17 protein-coding genes are annotated in these 20,210 nt (G+C 36.7%); 12 read left to right on the plus strand and 5 right to left on the minus strand.

Going from position 1 to position 20,210, the window contains the following annotated elements; genetic code table 11:
- Positions 1–3 precede the first annotated feature (3 nt).
- Positions 4–177, plus strand: coding sequence for a hypothetical protein (locus BN6559_RS19435; RefSeq protein ID WP_199884133.1), 174 nt, complete (start codon positions 4–6; stop codon positions 175–177).
- A 1,285-nt stretch (positions 178–1,462) separates the two neighbouring features.
- On the plus strand, positions 1,463–2,542 hold the full coding sequence (locus BN6559_RS18125; RefSeq protein ID WP_110956042.1) for a plasmid pRiA4b ORF-3 family protein: 1,080 nt from the start codon (positions 1,463–1,465) through the stop codon (positions 2,540–2,542).
- A 560-nt stretch (positions 2,543–3,102) separates the two neighbouring features.
- On the opposite strand, the gene ftsH is transcribed toward BN6559_RS18125, so the two are convergent.
- Complete coding sequence (gene ftsH, locus BN6559_RS18130; protein ID WP_110956043.1) at positions 3,103–4,911, minus strand: ATP-dependent zinc metalloprotease FtsH; 1,809 nt, start codon at positions 4,909–4,911, stop codon at positions 3,103–3,105.
- 478 nt (positions 4,912–5,389) lie between these two features.
- Here ftsH and BN6559_RS18135 point away from each other — a divergent pair, with 478 nt between their 5' ends.
- The 5 genes from BN6559_RS18135 (at position 5,390) to BN6559_RS18155 (ending at position 11,584) form a co-directional block, all read left to right on the plus strand.
- Positions 5,390–6,559, plus strand: coding sequence for an SAM-dependent methyltransferase (locus tag BN6559_RS18135; protein WP_110956044.1), 1,170 nt, complete (start codon positions 5,390–5,392; stop codon positions 6,557–6,559).
- A gap of 355 nt (positions 6,560–6,914) precedes the next feature.
- Entirely contained in the window at positions 6,915–7,190 is a 276-nt protein-coding gene (locus tag BN6559_RS18140) for a CD3324 family protein (protein WP_110956045.1), read from the plus strand.
- A 133-nt stretch (positions 7,191–7,323) separates the two neighbouring features.
- Complete coding sequence (locus BN6559_RS18145; RefSeq protein ID WP_110956046.1) at positions 7,324–8,049, plus strand: SAM-dependent methyltransferase; 726 nt, start codon at positions 7,324–7,326, stop codon at positions 8,047–8,049.
- A 323-nt stretch (positions 8,050–8,372) separates the two neighbouring features.
- Positions 8,373–8,735, plus strand: coding sequence for an MmcQ/YjbR family DNA-binding protein (locus tag BN6559_RS18150; protein ID WP_199884134.1), 363 nt, complete (start codon positions 8,373–8,375; stop codon positions 8,733–8,735).
- A gap of 185 nt (positions 8,736–8,920) precedes the next feature.
- A complete protein-coding gene (locus tag BN6559_RS18155; protein WP_110956047.1) occupies positions 8,921–11,584 on the plus strand; it encodes a cation-translocating P-type ATPase in 2,664 nt (887 codons plus the stop codon).
- An 80-nt stretch (positions 11,585–11,664) separates the two neighbouring features.
- Here the strand turns inward: BN6559_RS18155 and BN6559_RS18160 are convergent, their stop codons facing one another.
- Positions 11,665–12,531, minus strand: coding sequence for a LysR family transcriptional regulator (locus BN6559_RS18160; protein WP_110956048.1), 867 nt, complete (start codon positions 12,529–12,531; stop codon positions 11,665–11,667).
- Between the two features lie 392 nt (positions 12,532–12,923).
- Between BN6559_RS18160 and BN6559_RS18165 the strand changes: the two genes are divergently transcribed.
- From BN6559_RS18165 to BN6559_RS18175, 3 genes are all read left to right on the plus strand, one after another.
- On the plus strand, positions 12,924–14,024 hold the full coding sequence (locus BN6559_RS18165) for a YbfB/YjiJ family MFS transporter (protein WP_199884135.1): 1,101 nt from the start codon (positions 12,924–12,926) through the stop codon (positions 14,022–14,024).
- A gap of 10 nt (positions 14,025–14,034) precedes the next feature.
- A complete protein-coding gene (locus tag BN6559_RS18170) occupies positions 14,035–14,235 on the plus strand; it encodes a 2-hydroxymuconate tautomerase family protein (protein WP_110956049.1) in 201 nt (66 codons plus the stop codon).
- 392 nt (positions 14,236–14,627) lie between these two features.
- Positions 14,628–15,281: an NAD(P)H-binding protein gene (locus tag BN6559_RS18175; protein WP_110956050.1), complete on the plus strand. Its 654-nt coding sequence runs from the start codon at positions 14,628–14,630 to the stop codon at positions 15,279–15,281.
- A gap of 18 nt (positions 15,282–15,299) precedes the next feature.
- On the opposite strand, the gene BN6559_RS18180 is transcribed toward BN6559_RS18175, so the two are convergent.
- Positions 15,300–16,199, minus strand: a complete 900-nt coding sequence (locus BN6559_RS18180) for a LysR family transcriptional regulator (RefSeq protein ID WP_110956051.1) — start codon at positions 16,197–16,199, stop codon at positions 15,300–15,302.
- A 137-nt stretch (positions 16,200–16,336) separates the two neighbouring features.
- Here BN6559_RS18180 and BN6559_RS18185 point away from each other — a divergent pair, with 137 nt between their 5' ends.
- Positions 16,337–17,176: a 4Fe-4S binding protein gene (locus BN6559_RS18185; protein ID WP_199884136.1), complete on the plus strand. Its 840-nt coding sequence runs from the start codon at positions 16,337–16,339 to the stop codon at positions 17,174–17,176.
- 137 nt (positions 17,177–17,313) lie between these two features.
- On the opposite strand, the gene BN6559_RS18190 is transcribed toward BN6559_RS18185, so the two are convergent.
- Complete coding sequence (locus tag BN6559_RS18190) at positions 17,314–17,520, minus strand: helix-turn-helix domain-containing protein (RefSeq protein WP_110956053.1); 207 nt, start codon at positions 17,518–17,520, stop codon at positions 17,314–17,316.
- A gap of 401 nt (positions 17,521–17,921) precedes the next feature.
- On the opposite strand from BN6559_RS18190, the gene BN6559_RS18195 reads away from it, so the two are divergent.
- Positions 17,922–18,713 (plus strand): GGDEF domain-containing protein, encoded by a 792-nt coding sequence (locus tag BN6559_RS18195; RefSeq protein WP_199884137.1) that lies wholly within the window; start codon positions 17,922–17,924, stop codon positions 18,711–18,713.
- Between the two features lie 123 nt (positions 18,714–18,836).
- On the opposite strand, the gene splB is transcribed toward BN6559_RS18195, so the two are convergent.
- Positions 18,837–19,838 (minus strand): spore photoproduct lyase, encoded by a 1,002-nt coding sequence (gene splB / locus BN6559_RS18200; protein ID WP_110956055.1) that lies wholly within the window; start codon positions 19,836–19,838, stop codon positions 18,837–18,839.
- Between the last annotated feature and the right edge of the window lie 372 nt (positions 19,839–20,210).

The following is a 20,210-nucleotide window of genomic DNA, read 5'->3' on the forward strand; positions in this document are numbered from 1 at the left end:
TTTGTGAAAAGAATATGTAGCATAGTTGCTATTATTTTTTGGGGGAGTATAGTTTATTCACTGTTTTGGCTGTTTGGCATAGCAAGTGATAACAATATATCTAAAGAGGAGTATGCTCGTATGGCACAGGAACTTGTTGAACAAAGTTTAAAGCCAATACCTTCTGATGTTGAGTAATTTATATAGAAGACTATGATTACAAAAAGAGTTTATAAATTTAAATTACCTAGGATGCAGAGGTAAAATTATCACAAATACCTAAGCTGAATTATAGAAACCATTTCTGCAAGTATTTTTTATTGTAGATAAAAGGAAATTTTGTTATAATCAGGACAGGTGCTACGATAACGATAGGCGGTTAGTTCCCATTCAATGTCCATGCTTTTGGAGGAATGGGGGTGATGCCATGAATGATGTAAATTTAACGTTGTTACTTTTTATCATCTTGGTTTTTACCATAAAAAAAGATTAACCGCCCTGCAACCAAACATAGCGGTTAATCTTTTAATCCTATAACGGGAGCTAACCGTTTATCGGTAGCACCTTCTATATGTTTATCATAAAACATATAATTTATACTGTCAATGCCGAAATATAATATCTAGGGAGCGACTTAGTATGACATAGAGACGTCATGCTGTACACCGTACAAGGAATGAACCATCAAAATAAAATTTTGGATATATGGTAGATATATCCAAAAAATTAAATAGACTGAGTGACGGTTCTTTTGTCTACAAATTTGCATCTTAAAAGGTAATTCAGATAATCCTGAAAATACTTGCTGTGACTTTAAAACCATCAAACAAATTTACAGAAGTTACATTTTTGAAATTAATATTGATATTTATTGATGCTATGGGTATAGTAAATATATGTAGAGGTCTTACCGATAAGCGGTTAGCCCCCCAATAAAAGTAAGTAAAAAAGTTTACGCCTTAGTTTGGACGCTTGGGGAGATTTACTTTTTTGTAAAAGTACCACAGGAATAAAAAAGTCCTTGCATATGAGGAAAAACTACAAAGTGCATTACCTGCGGAGCTGCAGCAAACTTTGATCCAGCTTGATGATAAATATAATTGTATGTTAATCAGTGGAATGGACATACATTATCGACAAGGTTTTTTCGATGTAGTTCATCTGCTTCTGGAAACATTAACTTGGGCATCGACACGGAGTTAAAGATAAAGTGATTTTGTTTGCAATAAGAGTTTATAGATTTGAACCACCTGAGATGCTTCTTAGGTGGTTTTTTGGTATAATTTAGATAATCGAGTCATCTATAGTAAGATGCCACATTAAACCACTTGGTGGTTTTATTTAATATGGAAAGTTATGATTCTTTAATATGTAAAATGTATGGAGAAAGGGCGGCTATAACAGAAGACGAAGATGATATAAAAGCAATACAGGAAAAGTTAGTAGATATAAAATAAGCTGTACACTAATGAGGTGATCAAGTATGATTATAAGCTGTACAAAAAAATTGCAGGAGGAATTAGGAATTAAGCCAACTTTACTTCAGGTTGAAAATCCTCTTTTTTCTTGGCATGCCAATATATTACGAGTAAATAGAAAGAAAACAATTGTCTTTGTAAATGATGCTTGTCGATATCATGTCATTCTCTATGGAGTAAAGGCAAAGGAGTTAAAAAATATAAAAGAGCTCATCATATCGGCGATGAGGCAAATGTTTTTAAATGATGGTATGAACCCGGAAGCCATAGAGCAGTACTTGGACAAGTCTAGTGAGATTTTATTTTCCAAGACCCAAAACAGAACTATGGTTGCAAGATTAAATAAAGGCTGTGAAGCAGCTGAAATCTTTCGTGATCTTTATATAGAAGAGCATGTAGTGCAGTTTTTGGTCTCAAAAAAGGCAAATCGATTTACTCTTATTGATTGTGATGGCGAGTACAAGCATCCACATGAACTTTTTTATGAGCAATTGAGTGATATCTTTCATTTTCCTGCAATAAAATGCAGGGCTTTGGAATTAAAAGTGATGATGAATTTGGAGAATTTTAACGTATGGCGTAAAGTAGTGGTACCGTTAAATTTTACTTTTAGCGAATTACATAAGGTGATGCAAGTAATTTTTGATTGGAAAGAGTATCACTTGCATGATTTTATTATTTTGGATGGCGATAAACCTTTTGTTCATATAGTAGAAAATGAAGAAGACTTTGAATATCAGGGAACTACCCCGATGCTTCTTGGGAATAATATAAAAATAGAGGAGTATCTGCCTAGATATAAGGTTATTAATTATAGGTATGACTTTGGCGATGGTTGGGAGCATAACATAAAAGTTGAGAATGTAATTTTTGACTACGATAAAATTTATGCATATTGCTTAGACGGAAAAGGAGATGCGCCGCCAGAGGATGTTGGAGGGGAAGGCGGGTATGAAGAGTTTGTAGAAGTTATGAACGATCCTACTCGTGAAGAATATGAACATATGAAATTATGGGCAGAAAGTCAGCCGTATAAGAGGTTTGATATAGAGTCAGTTAACCGTAGACTAAAATATTTATTTTAGCATCTTATAGACTGGGTACCAACTCTAGCTTTTTGCGAGTGTTTTTTATTGTAGATAAAAGGAAATTTTGTTATAATCAGGACAGGTGCTACGATAACGATAGGCGGTTAGTTCCCATTCAGTGTCCATGCTTTTGGAGGAATGGGGGTGATGCCATGAATGATGTAAATTTAACGTTGTTACTTTTTATCATCTTGGTTTTTACCATAAAAAAAGATTAACCGCCCAGCTACCAACTTTGCGGTTAATCTTTTAATCGTATAATGGGAACTAACCGTTTATCGGTAGCACCTTCTATATGTTTATCATAAAACATATATTTTATACTGTCAATGCCGAAATATAATATCTAGGGAGCGACTTAGTATGACATAGAGACGTCATGCTGTGCACCGTACAAGGAATTAACAATCAAAATAAAATTTTGAATATATGCTAGAGATATCCCAAAAATTAAATAAGAAATTTAGGCTATAGAAATATACAAAAATTTTGCTAATTAAATCTAGGAGCGTGTTGTTCGCTGAATGTATTACGAACAATGCTCTCCTAGATTTAGTTTATTGCATCGATTTTACAATATCAGCAAGTTCATCCCCAGATATGACTTCTTTATCTTGGAGAAATTGTGAAATATGATGCAGTACTTCTAAATGATCGGTTAAGATTTTCGTAGCTGTTTCTTGTGCTTGTGTTAAGAGATCGCCAATTTCTTCATCAATCGAGGCAACTGTTACGGTGCTTAAGTCATTTCTAGAGCTTACCCCGCTTTGTAAGTAAGAGCCTGTAGATGATGCAAGTCTGACCGGACCAAGTTTTTTGGACATCCCAAATTCGGTAACCATACGTCGCGCCATTTCGGTTGCTCGTTCTAAATCATTAGAAGCACCTGTGGTGGCTTCTTTAAATATGATAAGTTCTGCCGCCCGACCGCCAAGCATTACAGCCATTCGAGATCGAAGTACATTTTCACCGATCAGATAACGGTCTTCTTCAGGCATTTGCATGGTATAGCCTAGAGCACCTTTGACCGTTGGGATAATACTAATTTTATGAACCGGATCTGTTCCGGGCAGATAGTAGGCAGTAAGGGCATGCCCTACTTCGTGATAGGCTACTTTTTTACGGATATCTTCGGAAAGCGGTATTTTCCGTTGAAGACCTGCCACAATACGTTCAATCGCCAAATCAAAATCATGCATTGTGATTGTTTTTGAAGCACGGCGTATTGCAAGCAATGATGCCTCGTTCGCTATATTAGCCAGCTCTGCTCCCGAGAAGCCTGCGGTAATTTTGGCTAGACGTTCTAGGCTGATATCAGAATCAAGCGGCATCTCTCTCGTATGGATGGTTAGTATTTCAAGTCGGCCTGGTTCAGTAGGCAATGTTACTTGAATTTGACGATCAAAACGGCCTGGACGTATTAACGCCGGATCGAGAATTTCAGGCCGATTTGTAGCGGCCATAATTACGACGCCAGAGTTAGATTTAAAGCCATCCATTTCGGCAAGTAGTTGATTCAACGTATTTTCTTGTTCGCTATTGCCGCCGACCCGACCGATGCTTGTCCGCGCCTGCCCAATTGCATCGATTTCATCAATAAAGATAATGCAGGGAGCCTTTTTCTGCGCTTGTTCGAATAAATCGCGGACTCTTGCAGCACCCACGCCAACAAACATTTCAACAAAACTTGAGCCTGTTAAAAAGAAAAAAGGAACGCCTGCTTCACCCGCAGTAGCTTTGGCAAGCAAAGTTTTGCCAGTACCTGGAGGCCCTGCAAGCAGAACGCCTTTGGGAAGTTTTGCACCCATATGGGTAAATTTCTCAGGATTTACTAAGTACTCTATAATTTCACGAAGTTCAATCTCAGCTTCACCGACGCCGCCTACATCCTTAAATTTTATGCCGATCATTTCGCCTTGAATTTCCTTGGCTTTACTTTGCCCTAAAGACATAGCATTGGAGCCTGCACCGCCCATTCGTTTAAAAAGAAAATACCAGAGTACAAGTAAGGGAAGTAAAGGTAGAATCCAGCCAAGTATCGATGAAAGCAAGCTTTGGGTTTGCTGCTGCGCCGAGAAAGAAACTCCCGCTGCAATAAGCCGATCAATTAAATCGGGGTCATTTACCGGGACTACATTAGCCAAATTTTCCTTTTGATCTTCAGTGGCTTTTAAAGTATAGATAATACGATCACCTGACAAAACAACCTCTGAGATTTTATCTTCATTCAAGTTTTGAATAAATACATTATATCCGACTTCCATTTCGCGAATGACAAGTGGTTTATATATATAATCATTGAAAATCCAAGTGAGTATTAGGGCTAATAAAAAATAACCTGCAGAAAAAGTACGTTTGTTATTCATAATGCCTCCTGAAAAGTATAAATTGAAAGCGTTCTGTTGATTAAATCAAATCTTGATCAATGGTTACTAACGATAGATTACCTTGGATTATTATTAGCAATGCGATAAAAAATAATACGATAACGTACGACAGATCCGGTTTTCATAATTCAATTGAAAGCAATGAATAAAATGGCTAAAGAAGACAGTATTTTGTGCTTTGTATTTGCTTCAACACGTAATTTTATTCCAAATTTACATATAGATGAAACGAATATCATAGATTCGTTTCATGAATTTTACGAATATGTCTATTTTGTGTATAATTTGAGCATGGAGAAATCTTTATTTTACATTTTACGACATTCATAATCGAAATGATTAAAATGAACAGCGAAAGTGGAGATAGATTTTCTTTTGAATATAGTTTTAATAACAGGCGTAAACTAATTTCTAACCTTGTTGTTGATACGAATGGAGAGGACTGATAGCGGTGCTAATGAAAATGGCTTTAAAACTAACTTTAAAACAGTGGAAAAAAGGTGGATTTTCCATTCGATTTTGGGATGGAGAGGAAGAAAGCTATGGTGATGCTTCTCCATCTTTTAAAATAATTTTTCATAAAGAGCCTCCCTTAAAATTTAATAGTACAGATGTGATTTTAGCTATGGGGGAAGCTTATATGAATGGAATTATCGATTTCGAAGGATCGATGGATGATATTATGCATGTGATTGCACTTAACACAAAGCCAGAGCAATTAAAAGAGCATCATCACGTTAAAAGCAATGCGAATAATTGTAGAATGCAGAAGCAAAATATTCATCATCATTATGATTTGGGGAATGATTTTTTTTCACTTTGGCTCGACAAGACAATGAGTTATTCCTGCGCATATTTTAAGACACCAGAGGATTCCTTGGAACAGGCTCAATTGCAAAAAATCGATCATATTCTTAAAAAATTGAACCTTAAGCCTGGTGAAAGATTATTAGATATTGGTTGTGGCTGGGGTTGGCTGATTATCAAAGCCGCACAGCAATATAATGTGAAGGCTACAGGTATTACATTGAGTACCGAACAATTTGCTGCAGTAACTGAACGGATAAAAAAATTAGGCTTGGAAGATCAGTTGCAAGTTAAATTGATGAATTATCAAGAACTGGATTCTACACAATATCAATTTGAAAAGATTGTAAGCGTAGGCATGTTTGAGCATGTCGGAAAAGGAAATTTGGGCTGCTATATGAATAAGGTCAACGAGCTCTTGGTGCCCGGGGGCATATCTTTGCTACATAGTATTACTGGGATGTTTGAGGATGCTACGAATACATGGATGGAAAAATATATTTTCCCTGAAGGTTACGCACCATCGCTGCGTGAAACCATCTGGCTATTGCCGCAATATGATTTTCATCTAATACATGCAGAAAGTTTACGTATGCATTATGCGAAGACGTTAGATGCGTGGTATGATAATTTTTCAAGACGCTTAGATACGATTCGTGAAATGTTTGATGAACGTTTCATTCGCATGTGGTCACTTTATTTACAAGGTTGTGCTGCTGCCTTTCGGACATCGGGTCTTGATGTTTATCAATTGCTCTTTACAAAAGGGTTAAATAATGAACTGCCTTTAACGAATTCTTACATGTACCATAAATCATAAATACGCAAATAAAAGACAAAGTGGCGGCAAGTTATGTGAGCTTCATTTAAATATTCTTTAAATGAATAAATATGATAAAATATTGATATAAATTCATCTGACGAAAGTGAGCTATATATAAGGTGAAGATAAACACAAGGCAGACTGTTCCTCGAAAGTTTATAGACGCAAAGAGGAGGTCTAGTGATTTATTTTGAAGGTTTTGCAAAAAAATAAAATATTTTAGAAGGGAGAATGACTTATCATTCTATATTATTTGGATTCGGTGTTATGCGGAGCAGAGGCTATCGCATAACAAACATGATGTGAGATAGCCTTTGCTCCATCCTAAAAGTACAATTTTAGGAGGCGCATAATGGGCTACAAGAACGCAATTCGTGTATTTCCAGCCGATTTGTTAGAAAAAATGCAGCAATATATTGATGGTGAATATATTTATATTCCACGCAAGACAGAAAATAAAAAACAGTGGGGTGAAGTAAAAAACAGCAGGCAATATCTTCAGGAACGCAACGAGTGGATTTTTTCCCAGCATCAAGACGGAATTTCGGTTGAGGATCTTGCAAGCTGCAATTATTTATCCCCAAAAACTATTTATAAAATATTGGCTGAATTAAAAAGTCAGCGCTAAAGTGGAAGCGACATGGTAATTTTGCTGTGTCGCTTTTTTGTTTCTGAATTATCTTGTAGGGTGCATTGTAATAATAGAACTAATACAATGGATTTATAATAACAAGATAAAGAATTAGCGGAGGAAGAAGCTTATGTATACTTTTACAGATCAATTTGTTTCCAGTCAGAGTAATATGGAATTTTTGAAAACTGCCATGATGGGGCCTAATGCTATGCGGGTAGCAGAGGAATTGGCGTCGTACTTAAATATCGATGAAAATATGTGTATACTTGATCTTGGTTGTGGGTGTGGTCTCTCTACACTCTTGTTGACACAAAAATACGGCGCGAAAGTTTTCGCTGCCGATTTGTGGATTTCACCGACTGAAAATTATGAGCGCTTTAAATCCATCGGGATTGATAATAAAGCTGTTCCAATTTCAGTAGATGCGACCAAAGGATTGCCTTTTGCAAACGGATATTTTGACCTGTTGTTTACTGTGGATGCTTACCATTATTTCGGTGATACAGCGGAAATGCTCCCGTCGCTGATTCCTTTTGTGAAAAAAGGCGGTTATATTGCCGTGGCGATTCCCGGCTTAAAGTATGAATTTGGGAAAAACGTTCCCGATGATATGCGACCGTTTTGGAATAGCGAGATGGAAAGAACCCTGCACTCGCTTGATTGGTGGAAAGATTTGTGGGAGAATACCGTAGGTATTGAAATGCTGGACAGCCGCGAAATGGTTTGCTGTCAACAGGCGTGGAAAGAATGGCAGACCGGTTATCATCCCGTTGTCACCGAGGACATCAAAATGATGGAGGCTGAGGGCGGAAAGTATTTTAATCTTGTTCAGTTGATTGCTAAAGTTATTTGAATGGCGAGGGCTAAGCTCACGGTTCTGCTTGTTTAGGTAGTTTGTTGAAGAAAATAAAATCCAAAATATTTCCATAAAATGAAGCCGAGAAATCGCTTAGAAATTCTATTTCTAGGCGATTTTTATAGAGAAATTTTAGCGGTAAATAGAAAATTATGAAAGGGAATTTTGTTTTTTTAGGGAAATATATAAATAATTATAGTTACTTAATAGGAATTTTTTAAGACAATAAAAATCATTACGTTTATTTGTTTTGGTATTTTTAGAACATTCTCCAATACAATAGAGTTATATGGAGAAAAAGGGGTTGTGTGGTTATTATAATGAATAGAAAAGATATTTTTTCCTATGTAAAATATAAATTTAATACTACACCGATTTATAAATGGATGAAACAGCCCAATTATGCTGTGCTCCAACACGAAGTATCTGGGAAGTGGTATGGTCTTATTATGAATATTCCAAAATCTAAAATTGGTTTAGGCGAGGAGGAGATGATAGACATATTAAACGTGAAATGCGATCCAGACATGAGAGAATTTCTCAGGAATGAAGAAGGAATTTTACCTGCATATCATATGAACAAGGAACATTGGTTGTCCATTGTTTTGGAAAGCTCTTTTCCTAAAAACGAAATCTACAATTTAATTGATATAAGCTATAAACTGACCCAGGGATCAAAGTAATTGATCTAATGATGTGAAAAATCGGTAGTTAAATCGCTGGAAACATTCTCGTGAGTCGAAGCTTGCATTATACATAACCCTCATGATCGTGGGTAAACTACTTTGCATTAGTATGATCAAGCTAAGCCTTATGTATTTGGGCTTAGCCATTTGTATGTATATATCAATTGAAAGGAATGATGCGCATGTGGTTTGCAAAATCACAGGAACAAGCTCTTAATGAATATAATGTCAATCCGACTGTTGGGTTGACTACGGAAGAAGCGCAAGCAAGACTTGTGAAATATGGGGAAAATAAGCTGAAGGGCAAACCGAAGAAAAGTTTGATAGCTCTATTTTTTGCCCAGCTTCAGGATATGTTAATTTATGTTCTGTTGGGGGCAGCAGTTATAACTGTGTATATTGGCGAATATGTAGACGCAATTATTATTCTTTTAGTAGTCGTTTTAAATGCTGTTATCGGTGTTTTTCAAGAGTACAAAGCGGAAAAGGCTATAGAAGCCCTGCAGGAAATGACTACACCGAGAGCACTTGTAAGACGTGATGGTGAAGTAAAGGAAATCAATTCTGAAGAAATTGTCCCTGGTGATATTGTCATTCTTGACGCTGGCAGATTTGTATCCGCAGATCTTAGACTGATAGATAGTGCCAATTTGAAAATAGAAGAATCATCGCTTACAGGCGAATCCGTCCCGTCAGAAAAGAACGCAAATGATGTACACGAAGACCCAAAAACACCAATTGGCGATAAAACCAATATGGCATTTATGTCGACGCTGGTCACTTATGGCCGAGGTGAAGGGGTTGTTATAGCAACCGCGATGGATACGGAAATAGGTAAAATTGCGACGATACTTGATGAAGAAATTGAGGAAATGACGCCGTTGCAAAAGAGGCTTGGTGAGCTGGGAAAAGCGTTAGGCTTAATCGCTATGGGGATATGTGCGCTAATCTTTGTCATAGCCCTGTTCCAGAAGAGAGATTTATTTGAGATGTTCATAACAGCGATTAGTTTAGCTGTTGCTGCGATTCCAGAAGGACTTCCCGCGATCGTTGCCATTGTTCTTGCACTTGGCGTTACCAGAATGTCCAAAATCAATGCGATTGTAAAAAAGCTGCCGGCTGTTGAGTCACTTGGTTCTGTAAACATCATCTGTTCAGATAAAACAGGAACGCTTACGCAGAACAAGATGACGGTTGTGAAACTTTATACGTTAGATAATTTAAAAGATGTCCCTGCTGAAGGTAAGGGATTGGAGCCCACGCAAGACGAACAGGCGTTGATCAAATCCTTTGTACTGTGTTCGGATGCAACTTATGAGAATGAAGAAAGTACAGGTGACCCCACGGAAGTTGCTTTAATCGTACTTGGTGATAAATATAACCTGACCAGAAAAACGCTGCATGCCGCGTACACACGAGTTGGCGAAAATCCTTTTGATTCCGACAGAAAATTAATGTCTACGCTAAATGAGGAAGAAAGTGCCTATCGGATTCACACAAAAGGCGCGATTGATAATATTTTAAAAATATCATCGACTGCTTTAGTAAATGGTAGGGTTGTTCCTTTAACGGAAGAGATGAAAAAAAACTACTTGCGGATTGCTGAAGAAATGTCTGATAGTGCACTGCGGGTGCTAGGCACAGCGTTTAAAAACAGCGATTCTATGATTCATCCAGATGAAATGGAAACGGACTTAACTGTTATTGGGATAGTTGGAATGATTGATCCTCCTAGACTGGAAGTTAAGGATTCTATAATGAAAGCTAAGCGTGCCGGTATTACGCCGATCATGATAACCGGAGATCATAAGAATACAGCAGTAGCTATAGCGAAGGAATTGGGAATTGCGACATCTTTAGAACAAAGTATAACCGGTGCCGAATTAGATGAATTATCGGATGAGGAATTTATAAGCCGAATTAACGATTATCGAGTATTTGCCAGAGTATCGCCGGAGCATAAGGTTAAGATTGTTAAAGCTTATCAGATTCATGGAAATGTTGTTTCGATGACTGGCGATGGAGTTAATGATGCGCCTTCCTTAAAGAATGCTGATATCGGTGTTGCCATGGGGATTACAGGTACGGATGTTTCTAAGGGCGCCAGTGATATGATTCTTACGGATGACAACTTTACTACGATTGTTCATGCGATAGAAGAGGGGCGGAACATTTATAACAATATAAAGAAGTCAGTCATATTTCTGCTTTCCTGCAACTTGGGCGAAGTGATTGCTATATTTATTGCTGTACTCTTTTACTGGCCTATACCGCTCATAGCTACACAGCTATTATGGATTAACTTAATTACCGATACCTTGCCGGCGATTGCTTTGGGTGTAGATCCTGGCGATGAAGATGTTATGAGGAAAAAGCCGCGTAATCCCAAAGAAGGATTTTTTGCACACGGTGCCGGATTTAGAGCGGTACTTGGCGGAGTCCTAATTGGCAGTCTTACGCTTGCTGCGTTCTATTTTGGCTTACAGGAATATGGTTATAGTTTGGGATCAAGAAATATACCGGAAGAAGTATTAACCTATGCTAGGACGATGGCCTTTGTAGTTCTTGCCGGCTCCCAATTATTCTTTTCCTTAGCGATGAGAAACTCTACCAAGTCAATTTTCCAAATTGGACTGTTCTCTAATAGATTCTTGATCGCTGCCATTGTAATCGGGTTTATATTACAATTTGTAGTTATATCAGTGCCATTCCTTGCAAGTGCGTTTAAAGTACAAATGCTTTCTGCAGGAGACTGGGGATTGGTAATCCTGTTTAGTTTAGTTCCATTCGTATTGAAGGAATTCTCCAAACTGTTTATGCGTGGAAAAAATGAAAGTGAGAGTTAAAATTCTCGTTTCTAAAAAGGATGGTTCTTTGTTTCATAGGGCGCTAAGAGAAAAGGCTATTTCATATTTGTGGAGTTTGTTTAACATTCAGCTTTTATTAAATCTACAAACTTGGTTATTGCCGCCGTTGGAATGATATCTTTTCTTCGGATCAGCATGGTTGTACACTTCCGAAGATGGGGTGGTAATTCATAAGCGGATAGGGTGCCTGACCGCAGTTTATCTTCTATAACTGATTTAGGCAATAGGGAGATGCCGATACCCGCAGACACACCACCGATAATAGCTTCCAAAGAACCAAATTCAAACTGCCTTAACGGTATCAAGGTACTCTCCTGCAAATATCGCTCAAGCAATGAGCGGTAAGAACAGCCGGATCGAAAAACCAAGATTGTCCTATTTTTTAAAATATCCAAGATATCTTGGGTATTTTCTTTTTTTTCGGTAATCAGAACCATTTCTTCATCGAAGCTTTCCGTTTCGATGATTTCAGGGTGGTTGACAGTTGATGCGACAAAAGCCAGATCAAGTTTGTAATTTAGAACTTGATTCATTAAATATTCAGTGGAGCCTGTTTGCAGTGAAAGTTCAACCTTATCATATAAGGAATGATATTTTTTTAACAACGAGGGTAGCCGAATCGCGGCTGTTGTTTCCATGGCGCCGATACGTAATAGACCACTGGGAATTTCAGTTGGGCGTAATTGATGATGTAACTCTTCGATGAGTCGAGAAATCTTTAGTCCTTGTTCTTTGAAGATTTGACCTGAAGGTGTAATTTGAACCCCCTTTGCATTGCGGTAAAACAAATCTACTTTTAATTCTGCTTCCAGCTTTCGGATGCGCGCAGTTACACTGGATTGTGCATATCCCAGCGCTTCGGCTGCTTGTGTCATGGAACCGCGTAATGCTACTTCACGAAATACTTTTATATCGTCTAAATCCATTTTTATTTCACCTCTACCTATAGTTAAAAACGTTCTCTATTCATAAGGGTAATCGTTTATTGTAATGGAACTATCATAACATATAAATAATATTGTGACTAGCGAGATAAGCACTATCTTCTAGATAGCTGAGCGTATGTAAAACTGTGGTACGAGTGTTATGCTAAGTTTAGCTTCGACAATGTGCTTTAATTCGTGTAGTTATAAATTGTGTAAAGGTGGACATAGATATGCCTATAGATAAATACGATAGCTATCATAGATATTATTCGCTTCTGCTGATGGATGTTTTTATGTAAAATTATACAAAAAGTTTATATTTTCGCGAAAAGGGGGCGGACAAATCGAAGACGGGTTATAATCTTGCTATTCTTGTGGGTGGAATTTGTACCTTGAGTTTAGCAATGGGAATTTCAAGATTTGGATTTACACCCATTATTCCGTTAATGCAAAGGGATATTGGTGTAACTGAATGGGATATTGCGGTCATGGCTTCGATGAATTATTTGGGGTACTTGCTTGGTGCTTATATTTCAAGAACTGAGTGGATAAGACGTCATTTAAGAGTTTGCTTAGGTGGAGGAATCCTTGTCAGTTTGCTCTTACTGGTTGCTATGCCATTGACATTAAATAATTTCCTTTGGGCATTTCTAAGACTGTTTGCTGGATTTCTTAGCGCAATTTTATTCGTTGTTGCTTCGAGTGTTACTTTAGGGCAAGGGCGAAATGATTGGGCAGGGTATCTATATAGCGGGGTTGGTATCGGAATTGCATTTACTGGGATCTTTGTTCCGATTTTTGATGCTTTTGGCGATTGGACGATTTCATGGTATGGATTGGCACTGGGAGGCAGTTTATTTGGCATCGTTGCGTGGTATACGTTATCGAAAGTGATATACGATAAAACTGGAGAGACAGGAAAATCACAATCTCGCAATTGCTTTATAAGAGATTATCAGTGGTATGTTCTTCTGCTGAGTTACGGACTAGAGGGGATCGGATATATCATAACAGCCACATTTATTGTGCAAATGATAAATTCAATGCCCGAGCTTAGCCATATTGCCAATCAAAGTTGGGTGCTCATTGGCTTGGCAGCAATTCCATCGACCTATCTTTGGGCACTGCTTGCTAAAAAAACAAATATAAAAGTAAGCCTTATACTGGCTTTTGCTCTGCAAGCGATGGGAATCCTACTGCCAGTTATTTTGCCAAATCAACTCAGTACATTAATTGGAGGTGCGTTATTTGGCGGAACTTTTATGGGCATAACCAGTCTTTCTATAACTTTGGCGCAACAATTGCAACCTAAAGCCCAAATGCAAGCGATTGGAGAATTAACAACGGTATATGCTTTGGGACAAATTATAGGACCTATTGTCGCTGCATATCTTCAAAATCAGTTCAATATTTTAGCGCCTAGTATTTTTGCTGTTATGATTTTAATACTTGCATTATTCGTGTTGATGACATTAAAAATAAGAAGAAAGTAGGTGAAAATGAATGCCATACGTAAACATAAAGATTACCAAGGAAGGCGCAACGACTGAACAAAAAGCGCAATTGATTCAGGGCGCGACGCAACTCTTGGTAGATGTGCTAGGAAAAAATCCAAAAACTACGGTTGTCGTGATTGATGAGGTCGATACTGACAATTGGGGAATCGGTGGGGAACCCGTTACCATGATAAGAAAGAGATCATAATACTCGAATTTGGAGATCGTATTAAATTTGTACCTTTAAGTGTTGCAGTTACTGCTAGTACTGATGAATTGGTGAACAGGTAACATAAAGTTTTTATCAACTCTATAATCAAAACATTTTTAAAACTGTAATGGTTATTCTAAATTTTCGATCGTCTATGAAAGAATAAGTATTTATGATAGATCATAAATGAGTACAGAAACCTGCTAATAAAAATCAATGGTTTTTATTAGCAGGTTTCTGTTTCTAGTTTCTTGAATATAAATTTGAGATAAGGACTCATTATTTTGTATAAAAATCAAGTAAGCTATAGAGATGCGAATGTAAGCTATTTTATAATAGATAACTAAGTGGGATAGTATATCAGTATACGTTGTGAAGGAGGAGAGAAAATGCACGCAGTATTAGTAGGGGCGACGGGAGCGACAGGTAAAGATTTGCTGGATTTATTGTTAAAAGATAATTTTTTTCATTCGGTAGATATTTTTGTTAGGCGAGACCCAGGGCTTGAACATAAAAAGTTAAGGATAAATGTTATTGATTTTGACAAACCAGAACAATGGGGAAGTTTAGTGAAAGGTGATGTTTTGTTCTCATGTTTGGGGACTACCCTTAAAGTTGCAGGCAGTAAAGCGAATCAATGGAAAATTGATTATGACTATCAATACCAGTTTGCTAAATTGGCGCGCGAAAATAGTGTGAATCATTATGTATTAGTATCTTCTGGTTATGCTTCGCCGAGTGCTTTCTTCTATTACCCAAGAATGAAAGGACAGTTGGAAGAAGCTGTGAAGAGTTTAAGGTTTCCCAAGTTGTCAATTTTTAAACCGCCTATGTTAGTCCGAAAAAATAGTGATAGAAGAAATGAAATTATCGGGATGAAAGTTATACAGTTTTTGAATAAAATGGGATTGTTTCGTTCGCAAAGGTCTCTACCGACAGAAGTATTGGCGCAAGCCATGATAAATTCCGCCAAAACAAAAGAAAATGGTATTTTCACACTAAAAAACAAAGCTATTTGGGAATGTGCCAAAGGTAACAAGTAAAACGAAAGTGCGCATCATTTACAAGATAGATTTTGCCGCATAGGTTTTGCGTGTTTCTTCCAAAAAATTTAAAATGCTAGGCGAAATCCATTTATCTTTATGATATGCAATCTGAGTAAAAACCTTTATGGGTGGGCCTTCCCAAGGAACTTCTTCTAAGTGATTTTGCGTTAGTTCATATTCCACGGTAGTACGTGGCAAAATAGTAATTCCCAAGCCACTCATAACCAATTGTTTGATGGCCTGTACATTGTTAATTTCAATAATGGAACGCGGCTGTACTCCGGATTTTTGTAACAGTTCGTCAATCGTAGCTCTATATAGGCAATTTGCCTGCGTAATGATCAGATTTTCGCTTTGGAAATCATGAAAATCAACGGTCTTTTTTTGACGGAAGGAATGACTGGGAGCAACAACGACTACACTTGATTCTGAACATAATGTTTCTATGATTAAATCGGGATAATGTATTTTTTTTGTTAGGAAGAAGGCTACATCCACTACATTTTCTTGTATTTGCTCACGGATTTCTTGAACCGTGCCAAATTTTAAGCGAATATCTGCCTGTGGATATTTTTCAATAAACGATTCTAATATACTTGGTAGTTGGGCAACGCCAAACGATTGATTGGCTCCTATTGTAATTTTTCCTGTTATATTTTTCTTTTCGGCAAAGATTGAACTAGCTTCATTGGAAAACGTCATTATCTTTTCCGCGTAATAGAGTAACTGTTCTCCTTCACTAGTTATTTTAATTGTATGGCCTAGCCTTTCAAAAAGTTTTATCTTAAATTCATCTTCTAATATTTGAATATGCATAGTAACTGTTGGTTGAGCATATCTGAGGAGTTTGGCAGCTTTACTGAAGCTGCCTGTCTTATGTACGATGAGAAAAGTTTTTAGATGCTTAATATCCATTGTTACACTACCTGATATTATAATTTATAATCAATTTCATTATAACTATCGATTTTACTTATATATTATAATTCAGTATAGTTTATATACAGTATCTTTGCAAACGCGAATAATTAAAATATAGAAAATAGGGTGATATGATGAATAAGACAGATATTTGTGCCAGTGCGGAAAAATTTGTGGAAGCATCAGAATATAATTATGTGGCAGAAAAAATTGCCATTACACCGCGGGTAGCTGGTTTGAAAATGTTTGAAACGCCGATTTTTGGTGTTGGCTTAGCTACAGATCATTACTTTGCTGAATTGAAAGAAAGCGCCGCGATTGGTGAACATTTTTTATTGCCGCAACAATGGCTGCCAGGGGCTAAGAGCGTGATTTCTTTTTTCTTCCCGTTCAGCAGAGACGTTAAAACTACGAATAATAAAGACAAAGTTTGGCCTTCTGATGAATGGCTGCATGCTCGTATTGAAGGGGATATATTTATTCATAAATTTATTATGTATATGCAATCGATATTGCAGGCTGCAGGGTATAAAAGTATAGTTCCATCGCTCGATGATAGATTTTGGTCAAAATCTGCCTTCAATTCTGCGTCAGAGCATCCAAACGCATCTTTTACCAGCAATTGGTCAGAGCGGCATGTTGCTTTCATTTGTGGACTAGGAACTTTTGGACTTTCAAAAGGATTTATTACGTCAAAAGGTATGGCCGGGAGGTTTACCAGCTTGGTTACAGATTTAGAATTGACATCTGATATAAGAAATTATCAGGGAACGTACGAATATTGTACCCAATGTGGTGCTTGTGCAGCAAAGTGCCCTGCTGGGGCAATTTCACTGATAAAGGGAAAAGATCATATTGCTTGTTCTGAATTTTTAAACAAGACAGCTAAAAAATTTGCACCTAGATACGGGTGTGGAAAGTGTCAGACTGGTGTTCCATGTGAAAGTAAAATTCCTTTGGTAAGAAAATAAGCTTAAATTAATAATGAAATTGCGCTATTAAAGAAAAGGGATTGAACTTTGTATGTACAAGGCTCAATCCCTTTTTCTATATTAAATGTTGGTGGATAGTGAAAAAGAATGGAAATAGAATTCTTTCATTCGGTGAGTTAATTTTTGTCAGGAATGTACTCTACGATATCTTCCAGACGACAATCTAAAATTTTACAAAAATCTTCGATTGTTCTCAGACTAAGATAGTTATTATTTTTCATGCGCGTTAAAGTATTAGGACTTATATTATGTTTTTCTCGCAGCGCGTATGTTGTAACATTTTTTAATTTGAGTGTTTTCCAAAATGGTTCGTAGCTTATCACAAAATCCCCCCTTGATTTTATGATAGGTTATGTCTTATAATTTATACATGTATTAAAAATAGTACATATAATAAAATGACAGTAAAACAGGTGAACATATTTTAAATAATTAAGCGATCAATGGCTTAGAGTTAATTTCTATGCTGAAGAAAATTGATTTGAAGATAGAAACTATGTGCAGGGGAGGTTTAAAGAATGATAGAAGACAGTACAAATAACATGATGAGACAAGTAAACAATGCAAAAACGGCCTATAACCGGCAACGGGTAAAAATGCTGATTTTCACTTGTATTGTGTTAATAGCTCTCGCTTTTCTACTGGAATTAGAATGGAACTCGTTTTTTTTCGGGTATATATAGTTTGCACGATATTTCTTTTAATTTGTGCGATGGTATATGTGATGTCTTTTTGGCAAGCGGTAATTTCTTTTCTGTTGTTAGAAATTAGCCTGTTTGTCTTTTTTTCTTTAAACCAAATACCTTCTAAAGGTTTTTTGATTTTTACCCTGTCTAATTTAGGAGTATTCTTAATTTCGTGCAGTACTAGCAGGTTTTTTATTCAGTCTACAATTGCCAATATAAAAAGAATAAACCAACTTAAAATTGAAGTCGCTACGGATAGTCTGACACAGCTTCTCAATCGTAATGGTTTGGAACAAGCACTGAAAATAGTTTGGGCCTGCCAAAAACGAGATAATAAACGTGTCGGGATACTTATGATAGATATTGATTACTTTAAAAGTTATAATGATGCGTTGGGGCATTTAGAAGGAGATTGCATATTGCAGCAGGTTGCAGGAAGAATAAAAGGATGTTGTAAAAGAGAAACCGACATTGTGGGACGAATTGGCAGTGAAGAATTTCTAATCTTTTTATCGGATCTCGAGGATACTGCTATATTAAATATGGCGCAGCAAATTTCTGCAGCGATTGCCAACTTAAAGATCAAAGCAGTCAAAGATAATGGCCCTTTTGAGTTTTTGTCAGTCAGCATAGGTGTTGCAACAAGAATTCCTCAAAATCAAGATTTGGTCATAGATCTTTATAAACAAGCGGATAAGGCTTTATATCACGCCAAAAGAAGTGGGAGAAATTGCATTTCTTTTCAAGGAAAAATCACACAGCATTCAACGCAACAAATAAGTAAATGCTCGTTATATGATACAGTGCAATATCATGAAAGCAATAATTGATATTATTGAAAAGTAAATCGAAGTAGTGTTTGCAGTGAATATGATATCATTCATTCTTTATTTGCTAAATGAGGCAAATCATCAATAATTTAGGTTTGGATTCATATGAATTAGACAATGCAGTTAAATAATATATAAAATCTGTTTCTCATCAAAATACTTACGTAATTCTTGAGCAAAGAATTCTTTATATTCGGCAAGCGTTTCTTTGGGATAAACATACTTTCCATAACCAAATTGACCGAATTTAAAGGTTCGGTCGTCTTCGTTCATTGGAAGAACGGTGTCCGGAAAAATTTCAAGAATGTTATTTTTAGCAGCTGTAGTATAACGGTGGGAGATTATTTCGAGCGTAATAGGAAATCGGTTTAATAAATTGCCGATTTGTTCAATTAGGGATTGGTATTCTGACTTATTTTGTTCACTCCAAAATACTGGTGCGATAATAATTCCCGTAGGATATCCAGCTTCGGCAAGTCGTTTAAGTGCGGCTATTCTTTGCTTTAATGAAGAAGTACGATGTTCATAGGATTTAATAATAGATTCGATATTTAGGCTTAGCCTAATTTCGGTATGGTTATTGTGTTCAAGCGGTAGCAGGCTGTCAACATCCGTATATTTGCTTACGAAGCGAAACCGACCTTGCTTAGTTTTAGCAAAATGAAGTATTGCATCCTCAAGTACATGCGTATAAGGCTCTAGTGCCAGTGGGTCAGAAGTAGCTGCGCCTTCAAAAATAGTTATCTCTGGTAAACGTGCCTCGATATATTCATCCGCCTTAGAAAGTATTTCATCAGAATTTGCATAAATTTTAATATATGGACGTTTGCCCATCTGCGTATTGAGATAACAGTATTCACACATGCCCATGCACCCGCTAATTAAAGGAAGTTGATAATGAGCGGAAGGTTTGCATGTCTGAAATTTACTTATCTTTTTAACTCCAATGACCAATGTGTTTTTACCCTGTTGATATTTTGCTGGTGGATCACCGTTTAAAGTAACGCGCGAAGTTTTTTGATAGTGAATAGGAATGGATTTTTCTTCGAAAAATTTTTGCAAGGCTTTACCTTTTGGATAGTTCAATGCTTTTTCTTCAAATACGACCTGCTTAGGAATAAACATGATAACATCACCTTTACTATACAGAAAGAAAGTGGAAGTGGAGCGTTTCTGCTTTTTTATCTTAGTCTATGTTAGTTTGATCATATATTTTGCGAGTTATCCAGAAAGGAAAAAGAAGTTTTTTAGATTCAAAACTCAAATATGACAAAAGTGACGCTTTAAATGCTGCTTATTCTAAATATGACTCTAGATTTAAAAGTAGGCCTTATTTTTTCTTGAAACTCGTATTTTCTGCATTTCTAAGCATTGTTTAATTGCGAGGGATGTGAGGAAAAGTCTTAAATTTAATTAGTAAAATTCTGTAGATTGTTATTAGTCATAACTATCACATTTTGGACATAAGGTTAAATAGTAATAATATTATTTAATAAT

Source organism: Massilibacillus massiliensis (assembly GCF_900086705.1).
In the GTDB taxonomy this organism is placed as follows: Bacteria; Bacillota; Negativicutes; order FLKF01; family FLKF01; genus Massilibacillus; species Massilibacillus massiliensis.

Bases quoted from the DNA above. Each gene is read 5' to 3' on its own strand.
- ftsH (WP_110956043.1), bottom strand. From the start codon at position 4,911: ATGAATAACAAACGTACTTTTTCTGCAGGTTATTTTTTATTAGCCCTA.
- BN6559_RS18145 (WP_110956046.1), top strand. From the start codon at position 7,324: ATGTATACTTTTACAGATCAATTTGTTTCCAGTCAGAGTAATATGGAA.
- splB (WP_110956055.1), bottom strand. From the start codon at position 19,838: ATGTTTATTCCTAAGCAGGTCGTATTTGAAGAAAAAGCATTGAACTAT.
- BN6559_RS18185 (WP_199884136.1), top strand. From the start codon at position 16,337: ATGATGAATAAGACAGATATTTGTGCCAGTGCGGAAAAATTTGTGGAA.
- BN6559_RS18125 (WP_110956042.1), top strand. From the start codon at position 1,463: ATGATTATAAGCTGTACAAAAAAATTGCAGGAGGAATTAGGAATTAAG.
- BN6559_RS18135 (WP_110956044.1), top strand. From the start codon at position 5,390: ATGAAAATGGCTTTAAAACTAACTTTAAAACAGTGGAAAAAAGGTGGA.
- BN6559_RS18140 (WP_110956045.1), top strand. From the start codon at position 6,915: ATGGGCTACAAGAACGCAATTCGTGTATTTCCAGCCGATTTGTTAGAA.
- BN6559_RS18195 (WP_199884137.1), top strand. From the start codon at position 17,922: ATGTCTTTTTGGCAAGCGGTAATTTCTTTTCTGTTGTTAGAAATTAGC.
- BN6559_RS18170 (WP_110956049.1), top strand. From the start codon at position 14,035: ATGCCATACGTAAACATAAAGATTACCAAGGAAGGCGCAACGACTGAA.
- BN6559_RS18150 (WP_199884134.1), top strand. From the start codon at position 8,373: ATGAATAGAAAAGATATTTTTTCCTATGTAAAATATAAATTTAATACT.
- BN6559_RS18160 (WP_110956048.1), bottom strand. From the start codon at position 12,531: ATGGATTTAGACGATATAAAAGTATTTCGTGAAGTAGCATTACGCGGT.
- BN6559_RS18155 (WP_110956047.1), top strand. From the start codon at position 8,921: ATGTGGTTTGCAAAATCACAGGAACAAGCTCTTAATGAATATAATGTC.
- BN6559_RS18175 (WP_110956050.1), top strand. From the start codon at position 14,628: ATGCACGCAGTATTAGTAGGGGCGACGGGAGCGACAGGTAAAGATTTG.
- BN6559_RS18180 (WP_110956051.1), bottom strand. From the start codon at position 16,199: ATGGATATTAAGCATCTAAAAACTTTTCTCATCGTACATAAGACAGGC.